The organism is Bradyrhizobium sp. USDA 326, assembly GCF_049739485.1.
Classification (GTDB): domain Bacteria; phylum Pseudomonadota; class Alphaproteobacteria; order Rhizobiales; family Xanthobacteraceae; genus Bradyrhizobium.
Genome location: NZ_JBMGQA010000001.1, coordinates 2688016 through 2706275, shown reverse-complemented (window position 1 = coordinate 2706275; position 18260 = coordinate 2688016). Strand labels below are relative to the sequence as shown.

Sequence of the window (18260 nt, the reverse complement as noted above, 5' to 3'; positions counted from 1 at the left end):
CATGACGGAGATGTAACCCCGCCGGACAAGGAAATTTGCTACAATTGCAACGGTAGATCGCCGGCCAAGATGAAACTGAGCCTCAAGCGCCTGTTTGGGAGATCGATGACCGGGGGATTGGACCTGGCCGAAGCGCCCCCTCCGCCTTCGCCGCGATCCGCGGCGCGGAAGACGGCGCTCGTGTCCCTGGCTCTCGTGCTTGCGATCGTCGGCGCGCTCGCCAGCGGCTATTACTTCGCGATGCGTCCGGTGACGCTCAAGATCGCGGTCGGCCCCGCCAACAGCGATGACGTCAAGGTCGTGCAGGCGCTGACGCAGGCCTTCTCGCAGAGCAAGGGCCAGGTGCGGTTGCGGCCGATCCAGACCGACGGGGCCACCGCCAGCGCCGAGGCGCTCGCGGAAGGCAAGGTCGATCTCGCCATCGTGCGCGGCGACGTCGACGTGCCCAAGAATGCGCAAGCGGTCGCGACCCTGCGCAAGAACGTCGTGGTGCTGTGGTCCGTGCCGGGCAAAGGCAAGAAGCGGGGCCCGAAGATCACCAAGATCGCACAGCTCGCCGGCCATCGCGTCGGCGTGGTCGGCCGCACCCAGGCCAACGTCAATTTGCTCAAGGTGATCCTCCAGCAATACGGCATCGATCCCGCCAAGGTCGAGATCGTGCAATTCCCGGCGAACGAAGCCGCCGAGGCGATCAAGGCGCAGAAGGCCGACGTCTATCTCGCGGCCGGGCCCGTCAACAGCAAGATCACGTCGGATGCGATCGCCGCCTCGACCAAGGATTTCGGCGCGCCCACCTTCCTCGCGATCGATTCGGCGGATGCGATCGCGCAAAACCATCCGGTCTACGAAGCGTCCGAGATTCCCGCCGGCACCTATGGCGGCTCGCCTGCCCGCCCGGAGGACGAGGTCAAGACCATCAGCTTTTCGCATCACATCGTGGCGCGCAAAGGCGTGGCCGAAACCACCATTGCGGCGTTCACGCGCCAGCTCTTCGCCGTGCGCCAGCAATTGGTGAGCCAATTCCCGCTCGCGGCGAAGATCGAAACGCCTGATACCGACAAGGATGCGGTCATCCCGGTACATCCGGGTGCGGCCGCCTTCGTCGACGGCGAGGAAAAGACCTTCCTCGACAAGTACAGCGATTACATCTGGTGGAGCCTGATGGCGTTGTCCGCCATGGGCTCGATCGGCGCATGGTTTGCGGGTTACCTCAAGAGAGACGAGCGCGACAGCAACAATCATCAGCGCGAACGCCTGCTCGACATGATCGCCGCTGCACGCAAGTGCGAGACGGCCGAAGAGCTCGACCAGATGCAGACCGAGGCCGACGACATCCTGCGCGATACGCTGCGCTGCTACGATCACGGCGCGATCGAGGAAGGCGCACTCACCGCCTTCAACATCGCACTCGACCAGTTCCACTCTGCGGTCGCCGACCGCAAGGCGTTGCTGATGAGCCTGCCGCAGAACCTGCAGCGCGCCGGCGCGCAGTTCAGGGCCGCCGGCAACGCGTAGGCGCTTGCCGGCGTAATGGCCGCGTCACATTGTCTCAATATAGCTTCCGCCGTCATTCCGGGGCGCGCAACGCGCGAGCCCGAAATCCATCGAGCTGCATTCGCGAGGAGAAAGGGATTCTCGGGTGCGCAATTGCGCCCCGGAATGACGTGCCTTGATGCAAGCTCGCCTTCGGAGCCATCCTTCATGAACATCAAATTCTCCCGCCGCCGCTTCCTCGCCACCAGCGCCGGTGCGCTCGGCACGATCGCAATGCCGTATCTTTCGCGCGCGGCCGATCGGCCGGCGGTCACTCATGGCGTGCAGTCCGGTGACGTGACCGTCGATGGCGGCGTGGTGTGGGCGCGTACCGACCGGCCGGCACAGATGCTGGTCGAGCTGGCGACGACTGATACGTTCAGGGATGCCCGCGCGCTGCCGCCGATCGCGGCGCTCCCCGAGAGCGACTTCACGGCAAAAATGCTGCTGGAGAACCTGCCGGGCGGCCAGGACATCTTTTACCGCGTCCGCTTCCGCGATCTCTCGCACAGCGCGGTCGAGGGCGAGCCGGTGGTCGGCCGCTTCCGCACCGCGCCGGCCGACCGCCGCGACGTCAGCTTCGTCTGGGGCGGCGATGTCGCCGGCCAGGGCTGGGGCATCAATCCCGATGACGGCGGCATGTTCACCTTTTCGGCGATGCGCAAGCACCGGCCGGATTTCTTCCTGCATTCCGGCGACACGATCTATGCCGACGGTCCCATCCAATCCGAGGTGAGGCTCGCCGATGGCAAGATCTGGAAGAATCTGACCATCCCGGAGAAGGCCAAGGTCGCGGAGACGCTGGACGAGTACCGCGCCGCGCACAAATACAATCTCACCGACGACAACCTCCGAGCCTTCAATGCCGAGGTGCCGATCTTCGTGCAGTGGGACGACCACGAGGTGACCAACAACTGGTCGCTGTCGAAAGAGCTGCCGGCCGCCTACAAGGTGCGGGACATCTCGCTGCTCGCGGCCCGCGCGGGGCGCGCCTTCCACGAGATGTACCCGATGCGCGAGAGCGTCATCGAGCCCGGCCGCGTCTATCGCCAGATCGCCTACGGGCCGCATCTCGAGGTGTTCGTGCTCGACGAGCGCAGCTATCGCGGCCCGAACGGCGCCAATCTCGAGACTGCCTACGGTCCCGCCAGCTACTTCCTCGGTCCGGACCAGATCGCCTGGCTCAAGCGCGGTCTCCTCAATTCGCGCGCGACATGGAAGGTGATCGCGTCAGACATGCCGATCGGCCTGATCGTCTCGGACACGCCGAAGGGCGGATCGGAAGCCATTGCGCAGGGTGACGGCCCGGTGCGTGGCCGCGAGTTCGAGATCGCCGACATCCTCCGCTTCATCAAGATGGCGCCGATCACCAACACGGTGTGGCTGACCGCGGACGTGCATTACGCCGCCGCGCATTATTACGATCCGAACAAGGCGCAGTTCCAGGAGTTCGAGCCGTTCTGGGAATTCGTGTCGGGTCCGCTGCATGCCGGTACGTTCGGTCCGAACGCGCTCGACAACACCTTTGGCCCCGAGATTCGCTTCGTCAAGGCGCCGGGCAAGGACAGCCAGAACCTGCCGCCGGCCGCGGGCATGCAGTTCTTCGGTCACGTCAAGATCGACGGCGCCTCGGGGCAAATGACGGTGACCCTGCGCGACCGCGCTGACGTGGCGCTGTGGTCGACCACGCTCGAACCGAAGCAAAGCTGACCGCTGATTTAATCGGCGGCGCGTAGCTTGAGCGCCGCTTCCAGCGCATCGCTCGAGCACGGTTTCTGCAACCGCGGCCGGCCCGCCAATTCGGACGGAATGCGCGCCTCGGCGCCATAGCCGGTGACGAAGACGAACGGAACCTCCAGCGCGGTCAACCGCTCGGCGATCGCAAAGCTGGTCTCGCGGATCAGCTCGACATCGAGCAGCGCGAAGTCGGGCGTACGCTTCGCAATGGCCTCCAGCGCCTGCGTCACCGATCCGACGGTCCGCACACCGCTCACACCAAATCCGAGCAGGCGGTCCTCGAAATCGATTGCGATGATCGGATCGTCCTCGACGATCAGAACATCGGCCGGCCAGCCTGAGCCGTTGGAAAATGCGGGTGCCATGATCGCGTCTTTCGTTGGGGGTTTTAGGATCAGGACTGCCGCGACACGATGCCTGCTCGTAGCGCATCGAAAGGTTCCCGGAACGAAACTCACCACATCATCGTTCTTCAGTCTGTCCACTTGTGCACACAGGGGATGCACGGAACTCGCTAGGGTGGGGGAAGGACAGGAGTTTCACGATGGATGCGCGTATCGGCAAGATCACCGAGGTCGAGAGCCGGCCGGCCAACAATCTGCTGCGGCGTTTGAGCCCGGCCGACTACGCGCTACTTGCGCCGCACGCGACCGTTGAAGACTCCCCGGCAGGCCAATTGCTTTACAATCCCGGCGACGACGTGCAGGTCGTCCACTTCCCCTGCGGGCCGTCGCTCGCGACCTTCCTCGTCCCCAACGAGGACGGTCGCGATGTCGAAACCATTCTGGTCGGCCGCGAGGGCGCTGTGGGTGGCATCGTCAGCGAGGGGTTTCTGCCGGCCTATACCAGGATCTGCGTCAAATTCGGCGGGCCGTTTGCGCGCATTCACGTTGCCAAGCTGGAAGCGGCCAAGCTGCGCTCGGCGTCACTGCGCAACATCTTTGCGCGCTATGCCGATTGCATGCTGGCCCAGATCTTCCAGTCGACCGCCTGCAACGCGATCCATTCGATAGAACAGCGTACCGCCAAATGGATTCTGGCGGCGATGGAGCGGACCGGCGACGAGACCAGCGTACCGCTGACCCACGAACAGCTCGCGACGCTGCTCGGGGTCGGGCGCAGCTATGCCAGCCGCGTTCTTCAGTCGTTCAAGGCGGAACGGATTCTCGACACGCGGCGAGGCTCGATCCTGGTTCGCAGCCGCGATGGCCTGAAGCTTCGCGCCTGCCTGTGCAACGATGCCGTGAAAATGCATTTCGAGGAGGTGCTGCGCGGGGTTTACCCGACCGAGGAGCGGGAGGCGGGATAGCTCCACTTGCTTTCTTCCTTCTCCCGCAAGGGGCCTGTTGCGCTACTGGCTTTTGAGGCAGGAGACGTAAGGAGGGAGGGCACAAATATGTGCCGCGCGCTTCTCAACGTCTGCCATGCTATAGTATCCCCCGCATGGGCGGGGCTTTGCTTCACACTCTCTTCGACATCCTGGCGTGGCTGGCGGCCGCGGCGGCCGTCTACTGGCTGTCGCGACAGCGCCTGCAGTTTCCGGCGCAATCCTTCGCGCTGCCCTATATCGCCGCGCTGGTGTTCGGCGCGGGCATCGGCGCCTATCTGTTTGGCTCCGCCAATCTGTGGCTGTCCGGGCAGAGCGGCATCGCGCGCTCGGTCGAGGGCGCGCTGGCCGGCGGCATCGTGGCGATCGAGCTCTACAAATGGTCCGCAGGGATCACCATGCGAACCGGAGCGCGGTTTGCGCTGCCGCTGGCGATCGGCATCGCGATTGGCCGGATCGGCTGCTACTGCGCGGGTCTCGACGATTTCACTTGCGGCACGCCGACGGCGCTCCCCTGGGCCCATGATTTCGGCGACGGCATTCCACGCCATCCCGTGCAGCTGTACGAAAGCGCGGCCATGGCCGTATTCGCGATTGTCTATGTGCTGACCGTCATGAACCGGAACGCCTTTGTGATCACCAATGGTTTCTACCTGGTTCTCGTCTACTATGGAGCGCAGCGCTTCCTGTGGGAATTCCTCAAGCCCTACGGCACGCTGATCGGTCCTTTCACGCTGTTTCACCTGCTGTCGCTGTCCATCCTGCTCTACGCCGGCGTCATGCTGGCCACCGCGCCCGAAGCGAGACCCATGCATGAACGCGCCGTTGCGTAAGTCGCGTCCCTACATCTTCTGGGGCCAGACCCAATCCCTTTGCGAGACCTGCCTGAAGCTGGTGCCGACCAAGATCGAGATTTGTGGCAACGAGGTCTGGTACGAAAAGCGCTGCAGGGAGCATGGCGTTCAGTCGACGCTGGTGTCGACAGACGCTGCCTATTGGCGGCTGTGCAAGGATTTCATCAAGCCGGGCGACCGGCCGCTGCAATTCCAGCAACGCACGGAATTCGGCTGCCCCTATGATTGCGGCCTCTGTCCCGACCACGAGCAGCATTCCTGCCTGGCGCTGATCGAGATCACCGAGCACTGCAACCTCACCTGCCCGGTCTGCTTCGCCGAATCCTCGCCGGCACGAACGAGATTCACTCCGCTCGCGACTGTGGAGAAGATGCTCGACGCGCTGGTCGCGAGCGAAGGCGAGCCGGATCTCGTGCAGATATCCGGCGGCGAGCCGACGCTGCATCCGGATTTCTTCGAGATCCTGGACGCCGTGCGCGACCGCCCGATCCGCCACGTCATGATCAACACCAACGGCCTGCGCATCGCTCGCGAAAAGGACTTCGTGGCGCGGCTCGCCGAGAACAAGCGCGGGCTGGAGGTTTATCTCCAGTTCGATTCGCTGCAGCGCGACGCGCTGATCAATCTGCGCGGCGCGGATTTGCGAAAGATCCGCCAGCAGGCGCTGGAAAATCTCGAGCACTATGGCATCTCGACCACGCTGGTCGCGACCGTCAAGCGCGGCGTCAATGACGCCGAGATCGGCGACATCGTCCGCCACGCGCTGACCTGGAAATGCGTTCGCGGCGTCACGCTGCAGCCGGTGCAGGATGCCGGCCGCAACGAGAATTTCGACAAGACGACCGACCGCATCATGCTATCGGAGATTCGCAGGCGCGTGGTCGAGACCGGCGTGTTCGGCGACAAGGACATGATCCCGCTGCCCTGCAACCCTGAGAGCATCTCGATCGGCTACGGCCTGCGCAACGGCGAGAAGGTATTGCCGCTGACCTCGCTGCTACAACAGGAGCAGCTCGTCGCAGTGATGCCCAACACCATCAGCCCGGAAAAATACCCGATGCTGCGGGAGAAATTCGTCGATCTGTTCTCACTGTCGTCGAGCCCGCTCAACACGTCCGAGCGCGTCTGCGAGCTCTTGTGCTGCCTGCCGAGCTTCGAGGTGCCGCAGGGCCTCACTTACGAGAACGTCTTCCGCGTCACCATCGTGCAATTCCTCGATCGCTTCAATTTCTGCGTCGGCAACGTCAAGCGCAGCTGCATCCATTTCGTGACGGAGCAGGGAGCGATCATTCCGTTCGACACCTACAATCTGTTCTACCGCAACGGCAAGATCGACGGCATCCGCGCCGCGCTGGCTGTGCAGGCGACCGGGGGAGTCATGCAGGCATGAGCATCAGCGACCGACCACCGCCCCCGGGACCGCCGTCTCCTCCGACGGAAAAGCGCAGCGGCTGCCTGACCGCGCTGATGGCGGTCGCCGGAATCTTCATGCTGCTGCCGGGGCTCTGCGCGCTCCTGTTCGGCGGAATGTTGGTGGTCGAGGGTGGCCAGATCCCCTCCGACATCGCGTCGCTGGTCGTTTTGGGACTAGTCATCGGCATCGGAGGCGTCGTCTTGATCTGGGCGGCCATCAAGGGGCGAAAGGCCCCACGAGCCCGGAACGGGAGATTCCCGGACAAAATTCAATCAACCAACGGCCAAAGAACACATTGTTTTTTGGCCGTTTTTGCATATATTGCGCCGCAACGCGCAGGGCGCCCGGTCTGACATGGCCGGGCTTCCTTTTTGGGCGCAGAGCGCCCTGTTTCCAGTCTTCCAGCGTTGTTTCGAGAAGAGGTCCCGGTCTGACCGGCGAGATCGCGCTTAACCCATTGTTCGACCGCAAAGAAGCTCACTCATGAACCTTCGTAACGTCGCCATCATCGCCCACGTCGACCACGGCAAGACGACCCTGGTCGACCGTCTCCTCCAGCAGTCCGGCACGTTCCGCGAGAACCAGAAGGTGACCGAGCGCGCCATGGACTCCAACGATCTGGAGCGCGAGCGCGGCATCACCATCCTGGCCAAGGCGGCCTCGGTGCAATGGAAGGACACCCGGGTCAACATCGTCGATACCCCCGGCCACGCCGATTTCGGCGGCGAGGTCGAGCGCATCCTCAACATGGTGGACGGCGCCCTGGTGCTGGTCGACGCCGCCGAAGGCCCGCTGCCGCAGACGAAGTTCGTGGTCTCCAAGGCGCTCAAGGTCGGCCTGAAGCCGATCGTCGTCATCAACAAGGTCGACCGCCCCGACGCGCGCCCGACCGAAGTCATCAACGAGGTGTTCGACCTGTTCGCGGCGCTCGACGCCAGCGAGGAGCAGCTCGACTTCCCGATCCTCTACGGATCGGCCAAGCAGGGCTGGATGGCGGATAGCCCCGAAGGTCCGCAGGACAAGGGCATGGAGCCGCTGTTCGACCTGATCCTGCGCCACGTCGCGCCGCCGAAGGTCGAAGAGGGTCCGTTCCGGATGATCGGCACCATCCTCGAAGCCAACCCCTATCTCGGCCGCATCATCACCGGCCGCATCTCCTCCGGCACGCTCAAGCCGAACCAGCAGGTCAAGGTGCTGAACGCCGACGGCAAGCTGGTCGAGTCCGGGCGCATCACCAAGATCCTGGCGTTCCGCGGCCTCGAGCGCACACCGCTCGAGGAAGCCGAAGCCGGCGACATCGTCGCCATCGCAGGCCTCACCAAGGGCACCGTCGCCGACACCTTCTGCGATCCGACCGTGGAGGTGCCGCTACCGGCGCAGCCGATCGATCCGCCGACCGTGTCGATGTCGTTCATCGTCAACAACTCTCCGCTCGCCGGCACCGAAGGCGACAAGGTGACGAGCCGCATGATCCGCGACCGTCTGCTCCGCGAGGCCGAGGGCAACGTCGCGCTGCGCGTGGTCGAATCCGCCGACAAGGACGCGATGGAAGTGTCGGGCCGCGGCGAACTCCAGCTCGCGATCCTGATCGAGACCATGCGCCGCGAAGGCTTCGAGCTCTCGGTGTCGCGCCCGCGCGTGGTGTTCCAGAAGGACGAGGCCACCGGCGCCACCATGGAGCCGATCGAGGAGGTCGTGATCGACGTCGACGAAGAGCATTCCGGCGTCGTCGTGCAGAAGATGAGCGAGCGCAAATCCGAGCTGATCGAGATGAAGCCCTCGGGCGGCAACCGCCAGCGCCTGGTGTTCTACGCGCCGACCCGCGGCCTGATCGGTTATCAGGGCGAACTGCTCACCGACACACGCGGCACCGCGATCATGAACCGCCTGTTCCACGGCTACGCCCCCTACAAGGGCGAGATCCAGGGCCGTCGCAACGGCGTCCTGATCTCGAACGACCAGGGCGAGGCGGTGGCTTACGCCATGTTCAAGCTGGAAGATCGCGGCCCGATGATGATCGAGCCGGGCTGGAAGGTCTACAAGGGCATGATTGTCGGCGAGCACACCCGCGACAACGATCTCGAGATCAACGTGCTCAAGGGCAAGCAGCTCACCAACATCCGCACGACCTCGAAGGACGAAGCGGTGCGGCTGACCCCGCCGATCCGCATGACGCTGGAAAAGGCGCTCGCCTATATCGAGGACGACGAGCTCGTCGAGGTCACCCCGAAGTCGATCCGGCTGCGCAAGAAGCACCTCGACCCGAACGAGCGCAAGCGCGCGGAAAAGGCCAAGGAAGCGGTGGCGTAAGAGTTACCCGGCTTCGCCCGGCGCATCCTCGCCGCGACTGACGAAGTCGATCGTCGGTGTCTTGTCGGAGAGATTGATCGCGTCCCGCAGAGCCGCAAGATGCGGTGCCTTCCAGGTATCGGGTTTCCGGTCGACATTCCAATAGGCGGTGTGGGTGAAGAAGTCTGCACCGCCGGCCAATCTCGTCGAGACCGGGAGGTCGACGATGTGCCGGCCGAAGGTCGGGGCTAACGGTCCGCCGATCGCGTCGCCCCAGAAGATCTGCTCGATCGGAAAGTAGATATTGGTCCAGCGCGTCAACCCGAACAGCGCACCATGGTGGATCTGCCGGATCTTCTTCCTCGGATTGTCGAAGGCCAACAAGCCATCCTGCTGGAGCCGCTTCGGCGGACAGGTCGGAAACTCGCGCTCCTCGACACGACGCCTGAAATCCGCGCGCAATCTCTCGTGTCCATTCTTCTCGGCGGCATCGGGGTCCTTTGCCTCTTCGCACATCAGGAAATAAGCGTGGGATAGTGCGCTTCCGAGCGTGACGAAGTCGGTCACCAGCCAGCTCTTGAAATCCCGCTGTTCGACAGGCCGCCTGACGGTCACGTCAGCGATGTTTGCGATCAACTGCCGTGCCTTGCGGCGAAGCTCCACTTTCTCCTCATGGGTGGCCACTTTCTCGGGCTGCCACGGCGCACCGTCGACGTCCAAAAACTCCTGGCCGAGCAACGTGACCGGCGGCAACTCGTCGCAAATCCTGCTGAAATAGGCTCGCAGCATATCGTAGGCGACGACAGTGCCTAGGCTGTGGGCGACGACGACAATACGGTCGTATCGGCCGCTTTCATGCAGGCGCGCCAGCGTGTCCACGGCCTCCTTCCGGATGGCCCGACGAACGGCGACATTGGCCGGTGAGCCGCGGAAATAACGCGCGGCATCGCCGAGATAGGGCTGGAGGAACGCACCGTTGGCGGCGAGATAGATGCCGATCACACCAAATGCGATCGGGGCGCTCCAAGGCGAATTCAATCCCCAGGGCCAAGCCTTGAGCACCGTTTCGGCCAGCGATCTGTCGTACCAGTGCTGATCGGGCCCAGATGAAGGCAAGGGACACGAGCAGCGAGACCGCGAGTGTGCGCCAGAACGCGCGCAATCCCTGCTGTCCCATCACAAGGTACGTCGCCAGCAACGCATCCAAGGTCGGAAGACCAATCAGCGTCAAGATCTCGGCGCCATCGAGGAATCCGTTTCCGCCGGGGAAAGTACCCTCAAGCCACAGATAGCCGAGGCCGGCGGCGAAACCCGCAACGCAGAAGGCAGCCAGCCACAAGACGAGACGAAGTGCCTGCCATTTGAGTGCGACGTAAAGGCCGAACACAAGGCTGCACAAAATTAGAAGCAAGGGCGCAATCAGGATATTTTGCGCGCTGGTTTCCGAGAACAGCAACACGCCTCTGATTGCCAGCACGGCAAACGAGAGGTTCATCAGGCACAGAAAGATGGACGCGGCCCACCAGAGCCCGTTGAGTCCGGTTCTCATGACCGGCCCCTTGCGGCACAACTCGTAGAGCCAGAGCAGCACGGCGACCGCCTTGGTCTCGCTCATGAGATGAGCCCAGTAGAGCTCGTGAAAATCGACCACGCGCTTGTCCGCCGATCCCGGCACTTCGCTGGTCGTCATCACCGTCAGATCGATGTCGACGCCGCTCTTCTCCGGATGCGTCCAGAGTTTGTTGCCTTTGTCGTCGGGATTGCCTTTGTTGCGCCAAACGCCGCGGATGACTCCGCGTACAGTTTCCAGCGCGCGCTGGCTGCCGATACCGTGAACCACCAGAATTGCGGTTCGCTTGTGCTCTACACCCGGGTCGATGCTCAGCATGGGGAAATTCCTCGAAGAATGGATCAAAGAGAATGCGAAATTGAATACAACCTTGGCACGAAAAACAAGTCGGTTCGGATCCGATGCCACATCGATCTTCTTCACGAATGTCGCGCAACCGGAGACAAGGTGGCATCCGGAATCCGCGTGCGCTGCGGAAGGTTTGCGCCGGCCCGGCTTCAGCACTCTTCGCGAACGTGCTAGAGCCCGCCCATGACCTCCCTCCCCTTCTCCGTCGACGTCGCGATCATCGGCGCCGGTGCCGCCGGCCTCGGCGCGGCACACGCGCTGGCGGGCCGTGGCCTCGCCGTCATCGTGCTGGAGGCGCGTGACAGGCTCGGCGGCCGGGCCTGGACCGTACAGGCCTCGCCCGAGGTGACGTTCGACGTCGGCTGCGGCTGGCTTCACTCCGCGGACAAGAACTCCTTCGTGCCGATCGCCCGACAGCTCGATTTCGAGGTCAACAAGGACCTGCCGCCCTGGCGCGAGCGCGCCTTCGGCAACGCCTTCCCCCAGACCGAGCGCGACGACTTCATGCGCGCGATGGACGCGTTCTACGAGCGCCTGTGGGAAGCCGCGCAGAAGGGTCAGGACGAACCCGCGAGACTGAGCCTCGAGGCCGGCAATCGCTGGAATCCGATGATCGACGCGATCTCGACGTACATCAACGGCTGCGAACTCAAGGACATGTCCACGCTGGACTGGGACGCCTATGAGGACACTGGCCTCAACTGGCGCGTCCGCCGTGGCTATGGCGCGCTGGTTGCAGCGTATGGTGCACCCTGCCCGGTGGCGCTGAACTGCAACGCCACGCTGATCGACCATTCGGGCAGGCGTATCCGCATCGAGACATCGCAGGGCACGCTGACCGCGGACAAGGTGATCGTCACCGTACCGACCAATCTGATCGCCGAGGAAGCGGTCCGCTTCTCGCCGCAGCTCCCGGCCAAGATCGATGCCGCGGCCGGCCTGCCGCTCGGCGTCAACGACAAGGTGACGCTGGCGCTCGACGACGCCGAGGCCTTTCCGAAGGAGGGCAATCTGCGCGGCGCCACCATGCGCACCGAGATGGGCACTTACCACATCCGCCCGTTCGGCCAGCCCTGCATCGAAGGCTTCTTCGGCGGCAGCTTTGCCCGCGCGCTGGAAGACGCCGGCGACGGTGCTATCGCCGCGCACAGCATCGACGAGATCGCTGGCTTCCTCGGCAACGACATCCGCCGTAAGCTGAAGCCGCTGTACGAGTCGCGCTGGGCACATGACCCGCTTGCACGAGGGTCTTACTCTCACGCGCTGCCTGGGCATGCGGGGGATCGCGCCGTGCTGGCTGCCCCGGTGGATGGGCGGCTGTTCTTCGCGGGCGAAGCGACATCGCCGACCTTCTTCACGACGGCACATGGCGCAAGGGACAGTGGCGAGCGGGCGGCGAAGGAAGTGCTGGCGGCGCTGGTTAAGCCGTAGTCACGAACTCCGTCAATGCAAGCGCAGCGAATCAATCCGGACTGCCGCCGCGGAGAGATCCTGGATTGCTTCGCTGCGCTCGCAATAACGGGCTACTCGATCACTCTCGCCCGCAAATCCGCATCAGGCACGAAACAGGCGTCATACTTTCCGAAGATGCGATAGCGGTTGCGCGCGACGAGGCTGTAGACGGCGTCCCGCAGCGGCTTCGGCATCGCGAATAGTGCGCGCACCCAACCCCATCCCGGCAAAAGCGACAGCACGGTCAGCGCGGCATCCGACTTCATGAAGACCTCGCCACCATGGATCATCGCGTTGGTGTCGGGATCAGCCGGATCGATGCCGAATGTGCGCGCCAGCCGCGCCCCATATTCCGACTGGATGGCCGTGAAGCGAAACCTCTTTCCGATGTCGCGCTTCGCAACGAACCGGACCCAGCGCGAGCAGAAGATGCAGACGCCGTCGAACAGGATCACGTCGTCGTCGGGCCATATTCCCATCAGCGATTGTCCCGAGGCTTCTTGACGGCCGCTGGCCTATTCTCGTTCAGTGCCCGCGCGAGTTCGCTGCCTGCGGCTTTGACGCCGGCTTCGCTTTCGATCATCCAGTGGCCCTCGCTGCCGACGGCCGGCAGCGAGCGAAACTCGGCCTTGCCGCCACTGCCGCGAAACGCATCAGCGAGTTTCTGCGAAAATGCCGGCGCGAAATAGCTGTCAGCAACGAGCCATGTGACGGGAATGCGCGCCGCCTTGCCGAACTCCGCCGCCGCGGCAAGCAGCGTATGCGGCGCGCAGACCTGGTTCGGCTCATCGTTGGCATGGCCGCCGCGCCCCGGCGCAAACACTGTGATCGCGGAGATTGCCTTCGGATCGGCATTGGAGAGCGCCAGCGCCCCCCATCCGCCGGCCGAATGGCCGATCACGATCGCGGCATCCTTGCGAACGAAATCCTGTTCTCGCAAATAGCCCAGCGCGAGGGAGATTGCATCGGCCGTGGCGCGGCCCGAGCGTGCATAGTCGGCCTCGTCACAGCCGCCCTGGTCCTCGACATAGCGGCCGCCGGTCCCACCATGGCCGAGCCGTTCCGGCACCAGCACGGCAAATCCACGCGCGACGAGATAGGCGGCGAGCGGGCGGTATTCCGGCGGCGGCATTTGCGCACGACGCAGAGCGTTCTGCGTCGAGGCGTGCGCGATCACCGCGAGCCGGAATGGACCTGGGCCAGGGGGACGAAACAGGAGCGCACGCGCGGCAAGGTCGCCATCCGACGACGGCACCCGCCACGCTTGTCGGCGAAGCGGTTCGCCCTCCTCTTCGGATGGGCCAAACGCGACTTGTGCGCGTAGCGGCGCCGCAGTCAGCAAGGCCAGCAGAGGCAGAAGCGCGATGGTGTTGACGAGCCGCATGAATTGCCGAGGGGCGAACGCGAACTGCGACAGCCAGACTAGTAGGAACGAATCATTGTCGGCGGACTTTCTGCGTTGCCATTGCCGTTTCCCGTTCCCGCAGCCTAGTTTTTGCACCGACATATGGCCGGAGGATACCGTTTAGAACGGCGGCTTGTCCTCTTTCGGTACAACATGGCCATAATACTGATGCAGAAAGTCCACAGGTTAACCGATAATTAACGATAGCTCTTGCCGCCGGCGCGGCGACTTGGTTTGATCGTGTCCATGAGCACAACCCTGATCGAGGTCCGGCCGGCCAAAGCTGCAGATGCAACTGCGGTGGCGTCCACTCATGACGAAGCCTGGCGCTCGGCCTATCAGGGCATCATTCCCGGCGCCGAGCTGGAGAAGTTGATCAACCGTCGCGGTCCGCAATGGTGGGACAGCGCGATCCGCAAGGGCAGCCGCGTCAGCGTGCTCGTGTTCGGTGACAAGATCGCGGGCTATGCCAATTACGGCCGCAACCGCGCCCGCAGCCTGCATTTCGACGGCGAGATCTACGAGCTTTACCTGCGCCCGGAATTCCAGGGGCTCGGCTTCGGCCGCCGCCTGTTCGCGGCCGCCCGCCGCGACCTGATGCAGAGCGGGCTGAAGAGCATGGTGGTGTGGGCGCTCTCGGACAACGACCCGGCGACCGAGTTCTACCGGGCCCTGGGCGGCCGCATGGTGGCGCGCTCGTCGGAGCGGTTCGGGCCGAAGGCGCTCGACAAGGTTGCCTTCGCCTGGACCAATTGAGCTGCTGAAACCTGATTCGGCAGCGTTTTCCGTCGGTCGATGCCGTTGCCTTTTGGGCCGGTGATCGCAGGATTCATTATTTCACAAAAACGCGATGGATCAGCGGGCCAAGCCCGCGTATGACAGCGCCAAAATCGCTGCCGGGCGCGATTTCACCTCGGCAACAACGGAGCCTTGAATGCGTATCGATGCGGTCTCGATCGGGAAAAGCGTACCACACGACGTCAATGTCATCATCGAGGTCCCCGTGGGCGGCGAACCGATCAAGTACGAGATGGACAAGGAGGCCGGCACGCTGGTGGTCGACCGCTTCCTCTACACGCCGATGCGTTACCCGGGTAACTACGGCTTCATCCCGCACACGCTGTCGGATGACGGCGATCCCTGCGACGTGCTGATCATCAACACCCGCGCCATCATTCCCGGCGCCGTCATGAGCGTGCGTCCGGTCGGCGTGCTGTTCATGGAGGACGAAGCCGGCGGCGACGAGAAGATTCTGGCGGTGCCGTCGTCCAAGCTCACGCAGCGCTATGACAAGGTGAAGAGCTATTCCGACTTGCCGGACATTACGCTGCAGCAGATCCAGCACTTCTTCGAGCACTACAAGGATCTCGAGAAGGGCAAATGGGTGAAGATCCTGCGCTGGGGCGGCGCAGAGGAGGCGCACAAGCTGATCCTCGAAGGCATCGAGCGCGAGAAGAAAAAGAAGGGCTAGGTTTCCGTGCCCCGGACGCAGCGCAGCGTGAAACGATGCGCTGCTGAGCCGGGGCCCAGTACAGTGGCGCCATGGGTCCCGGCTCAGCGTCGCGTCATTTCATGCCGCGCCGCGTCCGGGACACGAGAGTTTACCTACACCGCCGGTTTCGGCAGCCCTGCGATCGCGCAGGCTGCCCGCAGCGTGTTCACCAGCAGGCACGCCACCGTCATCTGACCGACGCCGCCCGGCACCGGGGTGATCGCGCCGGCAACGGCAAGCGCTTCCTGATAGGCGACGTCACCGACGAGACGGGTCTTGCCGTCTTCCTTCGGGATGCGGTTGATGCCGACGTCGATCACGGTCGCGCCCGGCTTCAGCCAGTCGCCACGCACCATCTCGGGCCGACCGACCGCGGCATAGACGAGGTCGGCGCGCCTTACGAGACCCGGCAGATCGCGCGAGCGCGAATGAGCGATCGTGACCGTGGCGTTCTCGTTCAACAGCAGTTGCACCAGCGGGCGGCCGACCAGGTTGGAGCGGCCGATGACGATGGCGTTCATGCCCTCGAGCGAAGCGTGCACGCTTCTAGTCAGGATGATGCAGCCGAGCGGCGTGCAGGGCGACAGCGCCTCGAAGCCGCCGGCGAGCCGGCCGGCATTGTTCGGATGCAAGCCATCGACGTCCTTGGCGGGGTCGATGGCGTTGATGACGGCTTCGGTGTTCAGCCCCTTCGGCAGCGGCAATTGCACCAGAATGCCGTGCACGGCCGGATCGCGGTTGAGCTTTGCGACCAGCGCCAGCAGATCGTGCTGCGAGACGTCGGCCGGCAGCTTGTGCTCGAACGAGGCCATGCCGGCGGCCTGGGTCTGTGTGTGTTTTGAGCGGACATAGACCTCACTGGCGGGGTCGTTGCCGACCAGGACCACAGCAAGGCCGGGGATCAGATTGTGCTCGCGTCTGACACGGGCGACTTCCTCAGCGACCCGGGCGCGCAACTCCGCGGCAATGACTTTTCCCTCGATGATCTTGGCCGTCATGTCAGTTCCCTCAGTCGTTCGATTTGGCCGACACAAGCTGGCGCAGGGCTTCGCCGAGCCGCGCCGGATCGCCGTCGACCGCGATCTGCTTCAGCCGCGAGGTGGCTCCGGATAGCAGCTTTACACTGCTCTTGGGAACGCCGAGCGATTTCGCCAGGAGCACCAGAACGGCCTTGTTGGCCTCGCCGCCATCGGCAATGGCGCGTACCCGCACCTTGAGCACGCTGCGGCCATCCGAGAGTTGCTCGATGCCGTCGATGTCGTCGCGCCCGCCGCGCGGCGTCACCCGCAACGCGAGGCTGATTCCTGAGGCCGAGTAACGCCAGGGTTCCCTAGAAGCTTCTTTCGCAACCAAGGCGCTCCAGCCTGCTCAGATCACGTTGGGGTAGATGTAGTACAGGATCACCCGCTCGATGAACATGATGATCAGAATCAGGATGATCGGCGAGATGTCGAGGCCGCCGAGACTGGGCAGGAAATTGCGAATCGGCGCCAGCAGCGGCTCGGTGATCCGGTACAGGAACTCCGCCACCGCCGACACGAACTGATTGCGGGTGTTCACCACGTTGAACGCGATGAGCCAGGACAGGATCGCGGAGGCGATCAGCAGCCAGACGTAGAGGTCGAGCACGATGATGACGATGTCGAGAACGGCACGCATGGCTTATGAGGCCTCTGGCTTTTGAAAACTCTGGCTCGGTCGGGATTGACGCCCCGTTTGCTAGATATCGGTTCCGTCAGGCCCAAACAAGGGAAGTTCGGGCACCGGAATGGCTAAAACCGGGTTACGCCCGTCCTTGACTTGACCTTGGCGGGGACTTAAATGGCGCCCGGTTGTCGGCCGCATTCACCAGAGCGGCCAGCAAAGGGGCCATAGCTCAGCTGGGAGAGCGCGTCGTTCGCAATGACGAGGTCGGCGGTTCGATCCCGCCTGGCTCCACCACGCTTCGCCCTTCGGGCTACGCGTGGCGCAGCCACGCCGGAGCCTAAAGGGCGAAGACGGACTGTCTCCTCCCCTACCTGCCCGTAAACCTCGGCGGCCGCTTCTCCATGAAGCTCGCCACGCCCTCCCGGAAATCACTCCCGTTCAGCGCCACCATCATCTCCCGGTTGGCTTCGATCGTCGCCTCGGCAAGCGTCTGGAACGGCACCTCATAGAGCTGACGCTTGATCACAGCCATGGCGCTCGGCGAGACGAAATCGGCGAGATCGCGCGCATAGGCAAGGGTCTCCTCGCGCAGCTTGTCGGGCGGAGAGAGCCGGTTGACCAGCCCGATCCGCAGCGCCTCCGCGCTCGACACGCGCCGCGCCGAGAGCAACAGATCCAGCGCATTGGCGTGGCCGACGATTCGCGGCAGCATCCAGCTGATGCCATGCTCGGCGATCAGACCGCGCCGCGCGAACGCCGTCGTGAACACGGTGTTGTCGGCAGCAAAGCGCAGGTCGCAATACAGTGCGTGCACCAGCCCGATGCCGGCCGTGGCGCCGTTGAGCATGGCGATCACAGGCTTCCTGATCGAAGGGTAATAACCGTAGCGCGTTTGCCAATCCGGCCGACGATTCATGTCGAACGGCGGCAGGTTCGAGGCACGCCTGACGTCATCGGGGTCGAGCCCCTTCAGTGCATCCATATCGGCGCCGGCACAGAAGGCGCGGCCGGCGCCGGTGAGCACGATGACGCGGACATTGTCATCGGCACTTGATGCTTCCATCGCGTGACGCACGTCGCGTTCCATGATCGGCGTCCACGCATTCATGCGGTCGGGGCGGTTGAGCGTGATGGTCGCGATCTTGTCGCTCACTTCATAGAGAATGTGTTCGTAGGCCACGGCGCTCTCCCT

Annotated in this window: 18 protein-coding genes, 1 tRNA gene and 1 pseudogene; 11 read left to right on the top strand and 9 right to left on the bottom strand. The window is 63.8% G+C overall.

Annotated elements, in window-relative coordinates:
* Positions 1-69: 69 nt before the first annotated feature.
* Both ABIG06_RS12925 and ABIG06_RS12920 read left to right on the top strand, forming a co-directional pair.
* Positions 70-1515 carry a TAXI family TRAP transporter solute-binding subunit gene (locus tag ABIG06_RS12925; RefSeq protein ID WP_370136914.1) on the top strand — a complete coding sequence of 482 codons (1446 nt, stop codon included), beginning with the start codon at positions 70-72 and terminating at the stop codon, positions 1513-1515.
* Positions 1516-1701: 186 nt separating this feature from the next.
* Complete coding sequence (locus ABIG06_RS12920) at positions 1702-3243, top strand: alkaline phosphatase D family protein (RefSeq protein WP_370136912.1); 1542 nt, start codon at positions 1702-1704, stop codon at positions 3241-3243.
* A gap of 8 nt (positions 3244-3251) precedes the next feature.
* On the opposite strand, the gene ABIG06_RS12915 is transcribed toward ABIG06_RS12920, so the two are convergent.
* Positions 3252-3635: a response regulator gene (locus tag ABIG06_RS12915; protein ID WP_124161925.1), complete on the bottom strand. Its 384-nt coding sequence runs from the start codon at positions 3633-3635 to the stop codon at positions 3252-3254.
* 179 nt (positions 3636-3814) lie between these two features.
* Here ABIG06_RS12915 and ABIG06_RS12910 point away from each other — a divergent pair, with 179 nt between their 5' ends.
* From ABIG06_RS12910 to typA, 5 genes and pseudogenes are all read left to right on the top strand, one after another.
* Positions 3815-4579, top strand: a complete 765-nt coding sequence (locus ABIG06_RS12910; RefSeq protein ID WP_124161926.1) for a Crp/Fnr family transcriptional regulator — start codon at positions 3815-3817, stop codon at positions 4577-4579.
* Between the two features lie 134 nt (positions 4580-4713).
* On the top strand, positions 4714-5430 hold the full coding sequence (locus tag ABIG06_RS12905; RefSeq protein WP_370136910.1) for a prolipoprotein diacylglyceryl transferase family protein: 717 nt from the start codon (positions 4714-4716) through the stop codon (positions 5428-5430).
* A complete protein-coding gene (locus ABIG06_RS12900; protein WP_370136909.1) occupies positions 5411-6841 on the top strand; it encodes a radical SAM protein in 1431 nt (476 codons plus the stop codon). Before ABIG06_RS12905 ends, ABIG06_RS12900 begins: the two co-directional genes overlap by 20 nt.
* Positions 6838-7098: pseudogene (locus ABIG06_RS12895) on the top strand (hypothetical protein); the annotation flags it as partial. The gene ABIG06_RS12900 and the pseudogene ABIG06_RS12895, both read left to right, overlap by 4 nt.
* A gap of 250 nt (positions 7099-7348) precedes the next feature.
* Entirely contained in the window at positions 7349-9175 is a 1827-nt protein-coding gene (gene typA, locus ABIG06_RS12890) for a translational GTPase TypA (RefSeq protein ID WP_124161930.1), read from the top strand.
* A 3-nt stretch (positions 9176-9178) separates the two neighbouring features.
* On the opposite strand, the gene ABIG06_RS12885 is transcribed toward typA, so the two are convergent.
* Together ABIG06_RS12885 and ABIG06_RS12880 are read right to left on the bottom strand one after the other, a co-directional pair.
* Positions 9179-10033, bottom strand: a complete 855-nt coding sequence (locus tag ABIG06_RS12885) for a hypothetical protein (RefSeq protein ID WP_424578292.1) — start codon at positions 10031-10033, stop codon at positions 9179-9181.
* Positions 10008-11147 carry a hypothetical protein gene (locus ABIG06_RS12880; RefSeq protein ID WP_424578291.1) on the bottom strand — a complete coding sequence of 380 codons (1140 nt, stop codon included), beginning with the start codon at positions 11145-11147 and terminating at the stop codon, positions 10008-10010. Before ABIG06_RS12880 ends, ABIG06_RS12885 begins: the two co-directional genes overlap by 26 nt.
* A gap of 108 nt (positions 11148-11255) precedes the next feature.
* Here ABIG06_RS12880 and ABIG06_RS12875 point away from each other — a divergent pair, with 108 nt between their 5' ends.
* Positions 11256-12503, top strand: a complete 1248-nt coding sequence (locus ABIG06_RS12875) for a flavin monoamine oxidase family protein (RefSeq protein ID WP_370136905.1) — start codon at positions 11256-11258, stop codon at positions 12501-12503.
* A gap of 92 nt (positions 12504-12595) precedes the next feature.
* Here the strand turns inward: ABIG06_RS12875 and ABIG06_RS12870 are convergent, their stop codons facing one another.
* Together ABIG06_RS12870 and ABIG06_RS12865 are read right to left on the bottom strand one after the other, a co-directional pair.
* On the bottom strand, positions 12596-13003 hold the full coding sequence (locus tag ABIG06_RS12870) for a thiol-disulfide oxidoreductase DCC family protein (protein WP_370136904.1): 408 nt from the start codon (positions 13001-13003) through the stop codon (positions 12596-12598).
* Complete coding sequence (locus tag ABIG06_RS12865; RefSeq protein WP_424578290.1) at positions 13003-13908, bottom strand: alpha/beta hydrolase family protein; 906 nt, start codon at positions 13906-13908, stop codon at positions 13003-13005. The genes ABIG06_RS12870 and ABIG06_RS12865 overlap by 1 nt, the downstream gene beginning before the upstream one ends.
* Positions 13909-14175: 267 nt before the next feature.
* Between ABIG06_RS12865 and ABIG06_RS12860 the strand changes: the two genes are divergently transcribed.
* Both ABIG06_RS12860 and ppa read left to right on the top strand, forming a co-directional pair.
* Complete coding sequence (locus ABIG06_RS12860; protein ID WP_024338772.1) at positions 14176-14685, top strand: GNAT family N-acetyltransferase; 510 nt, start codon at positions 14176-14178, stop codon at positions 14683-14685.
* A 178-nt stretch (positions 14686-14863) separates the two neighbouring features.
* A complete protein-coding gene (gene ppa, locus ABIG06_RS12855) occupies positions 14864-15400 on the top strand; it encodes an inorganic diphosphatase (RefSeq protein ID WP_370136899.1) in 537 nt (178 codons plus the stop codon).
* Positions 15401-15534: 134 nt separating this feature from the next.
* On the opposite strand, the gene folD is transcribed toward ppa, so the two are convergent.
* From folD to ABIG06_RS12840, 3 genes are read right to left on the bottom strand one after another with little or no spacing between them, the layout of a single operon-like run.
* A complete protein-coding gene (folD, locus tag ABIG06_RS12850) occupies positions 15535-16419 on the bottom strand; it encodes a bifunctional methylenetetrahydrofolate dehydrogenase/methenyltetrahydrofolate cyclohydrolase FolD (RefSeq protein ID WP_370136897.1) in 885 nt (294 codons plus the stop codon).
* 10 nt (positions 16420-16429) lie between these two features.
* Positions 16430-16774, bottom strand: a complete 345-nt coding sequence (locus tag ABIG06_RS12845) for a DUF167 domain-containing protein (protein ID WP_370136896.1) — start codon at positions 16772-16774, stop codon at positions 16430-16432.
* Between the two features lie 15 nt (positions 16775-16789).
* The gene (locus ABIG06_RS12840) at positions 16790-17080 is read right to left on the bottom strand and encodes a YggT family protein (RefSeq protein ID WP_018645113.1); all 291 of its coding nucleotides are present in this window, start codon (positions 17078-17080) and stop codon (positions 16790-16792) included.
* A gap of 206 nt (positions 17081-17286) precedes the next feature.
* On the opposite strand from ABIG06_RS12840, the gene ABIG06_RS12835 reads away from it, so the two are divergent.
* Positions 17287-17362 (top strand) — tRNA-Ala (locus ABIG06_RS12835).
* A gap of 73 nt (positions 17363-17435) precedes the next feature.
* On the opposite strand, the gene ABIG06_RS12830 is transcribed toward ABIG06_RS12835, so the two are convergent.
* A complete protein-coding gene (locus ABIG06_RS12830) occupies positions 17436-18248 on the bottom strand; it encodes an enoyl-CoA hydratase (RefSeq protein WP_370136894.1) in 813 nt (270 codons plus the stop codon).
* Positions 18249-18260 lie beyond the last annotated feature (12 nt).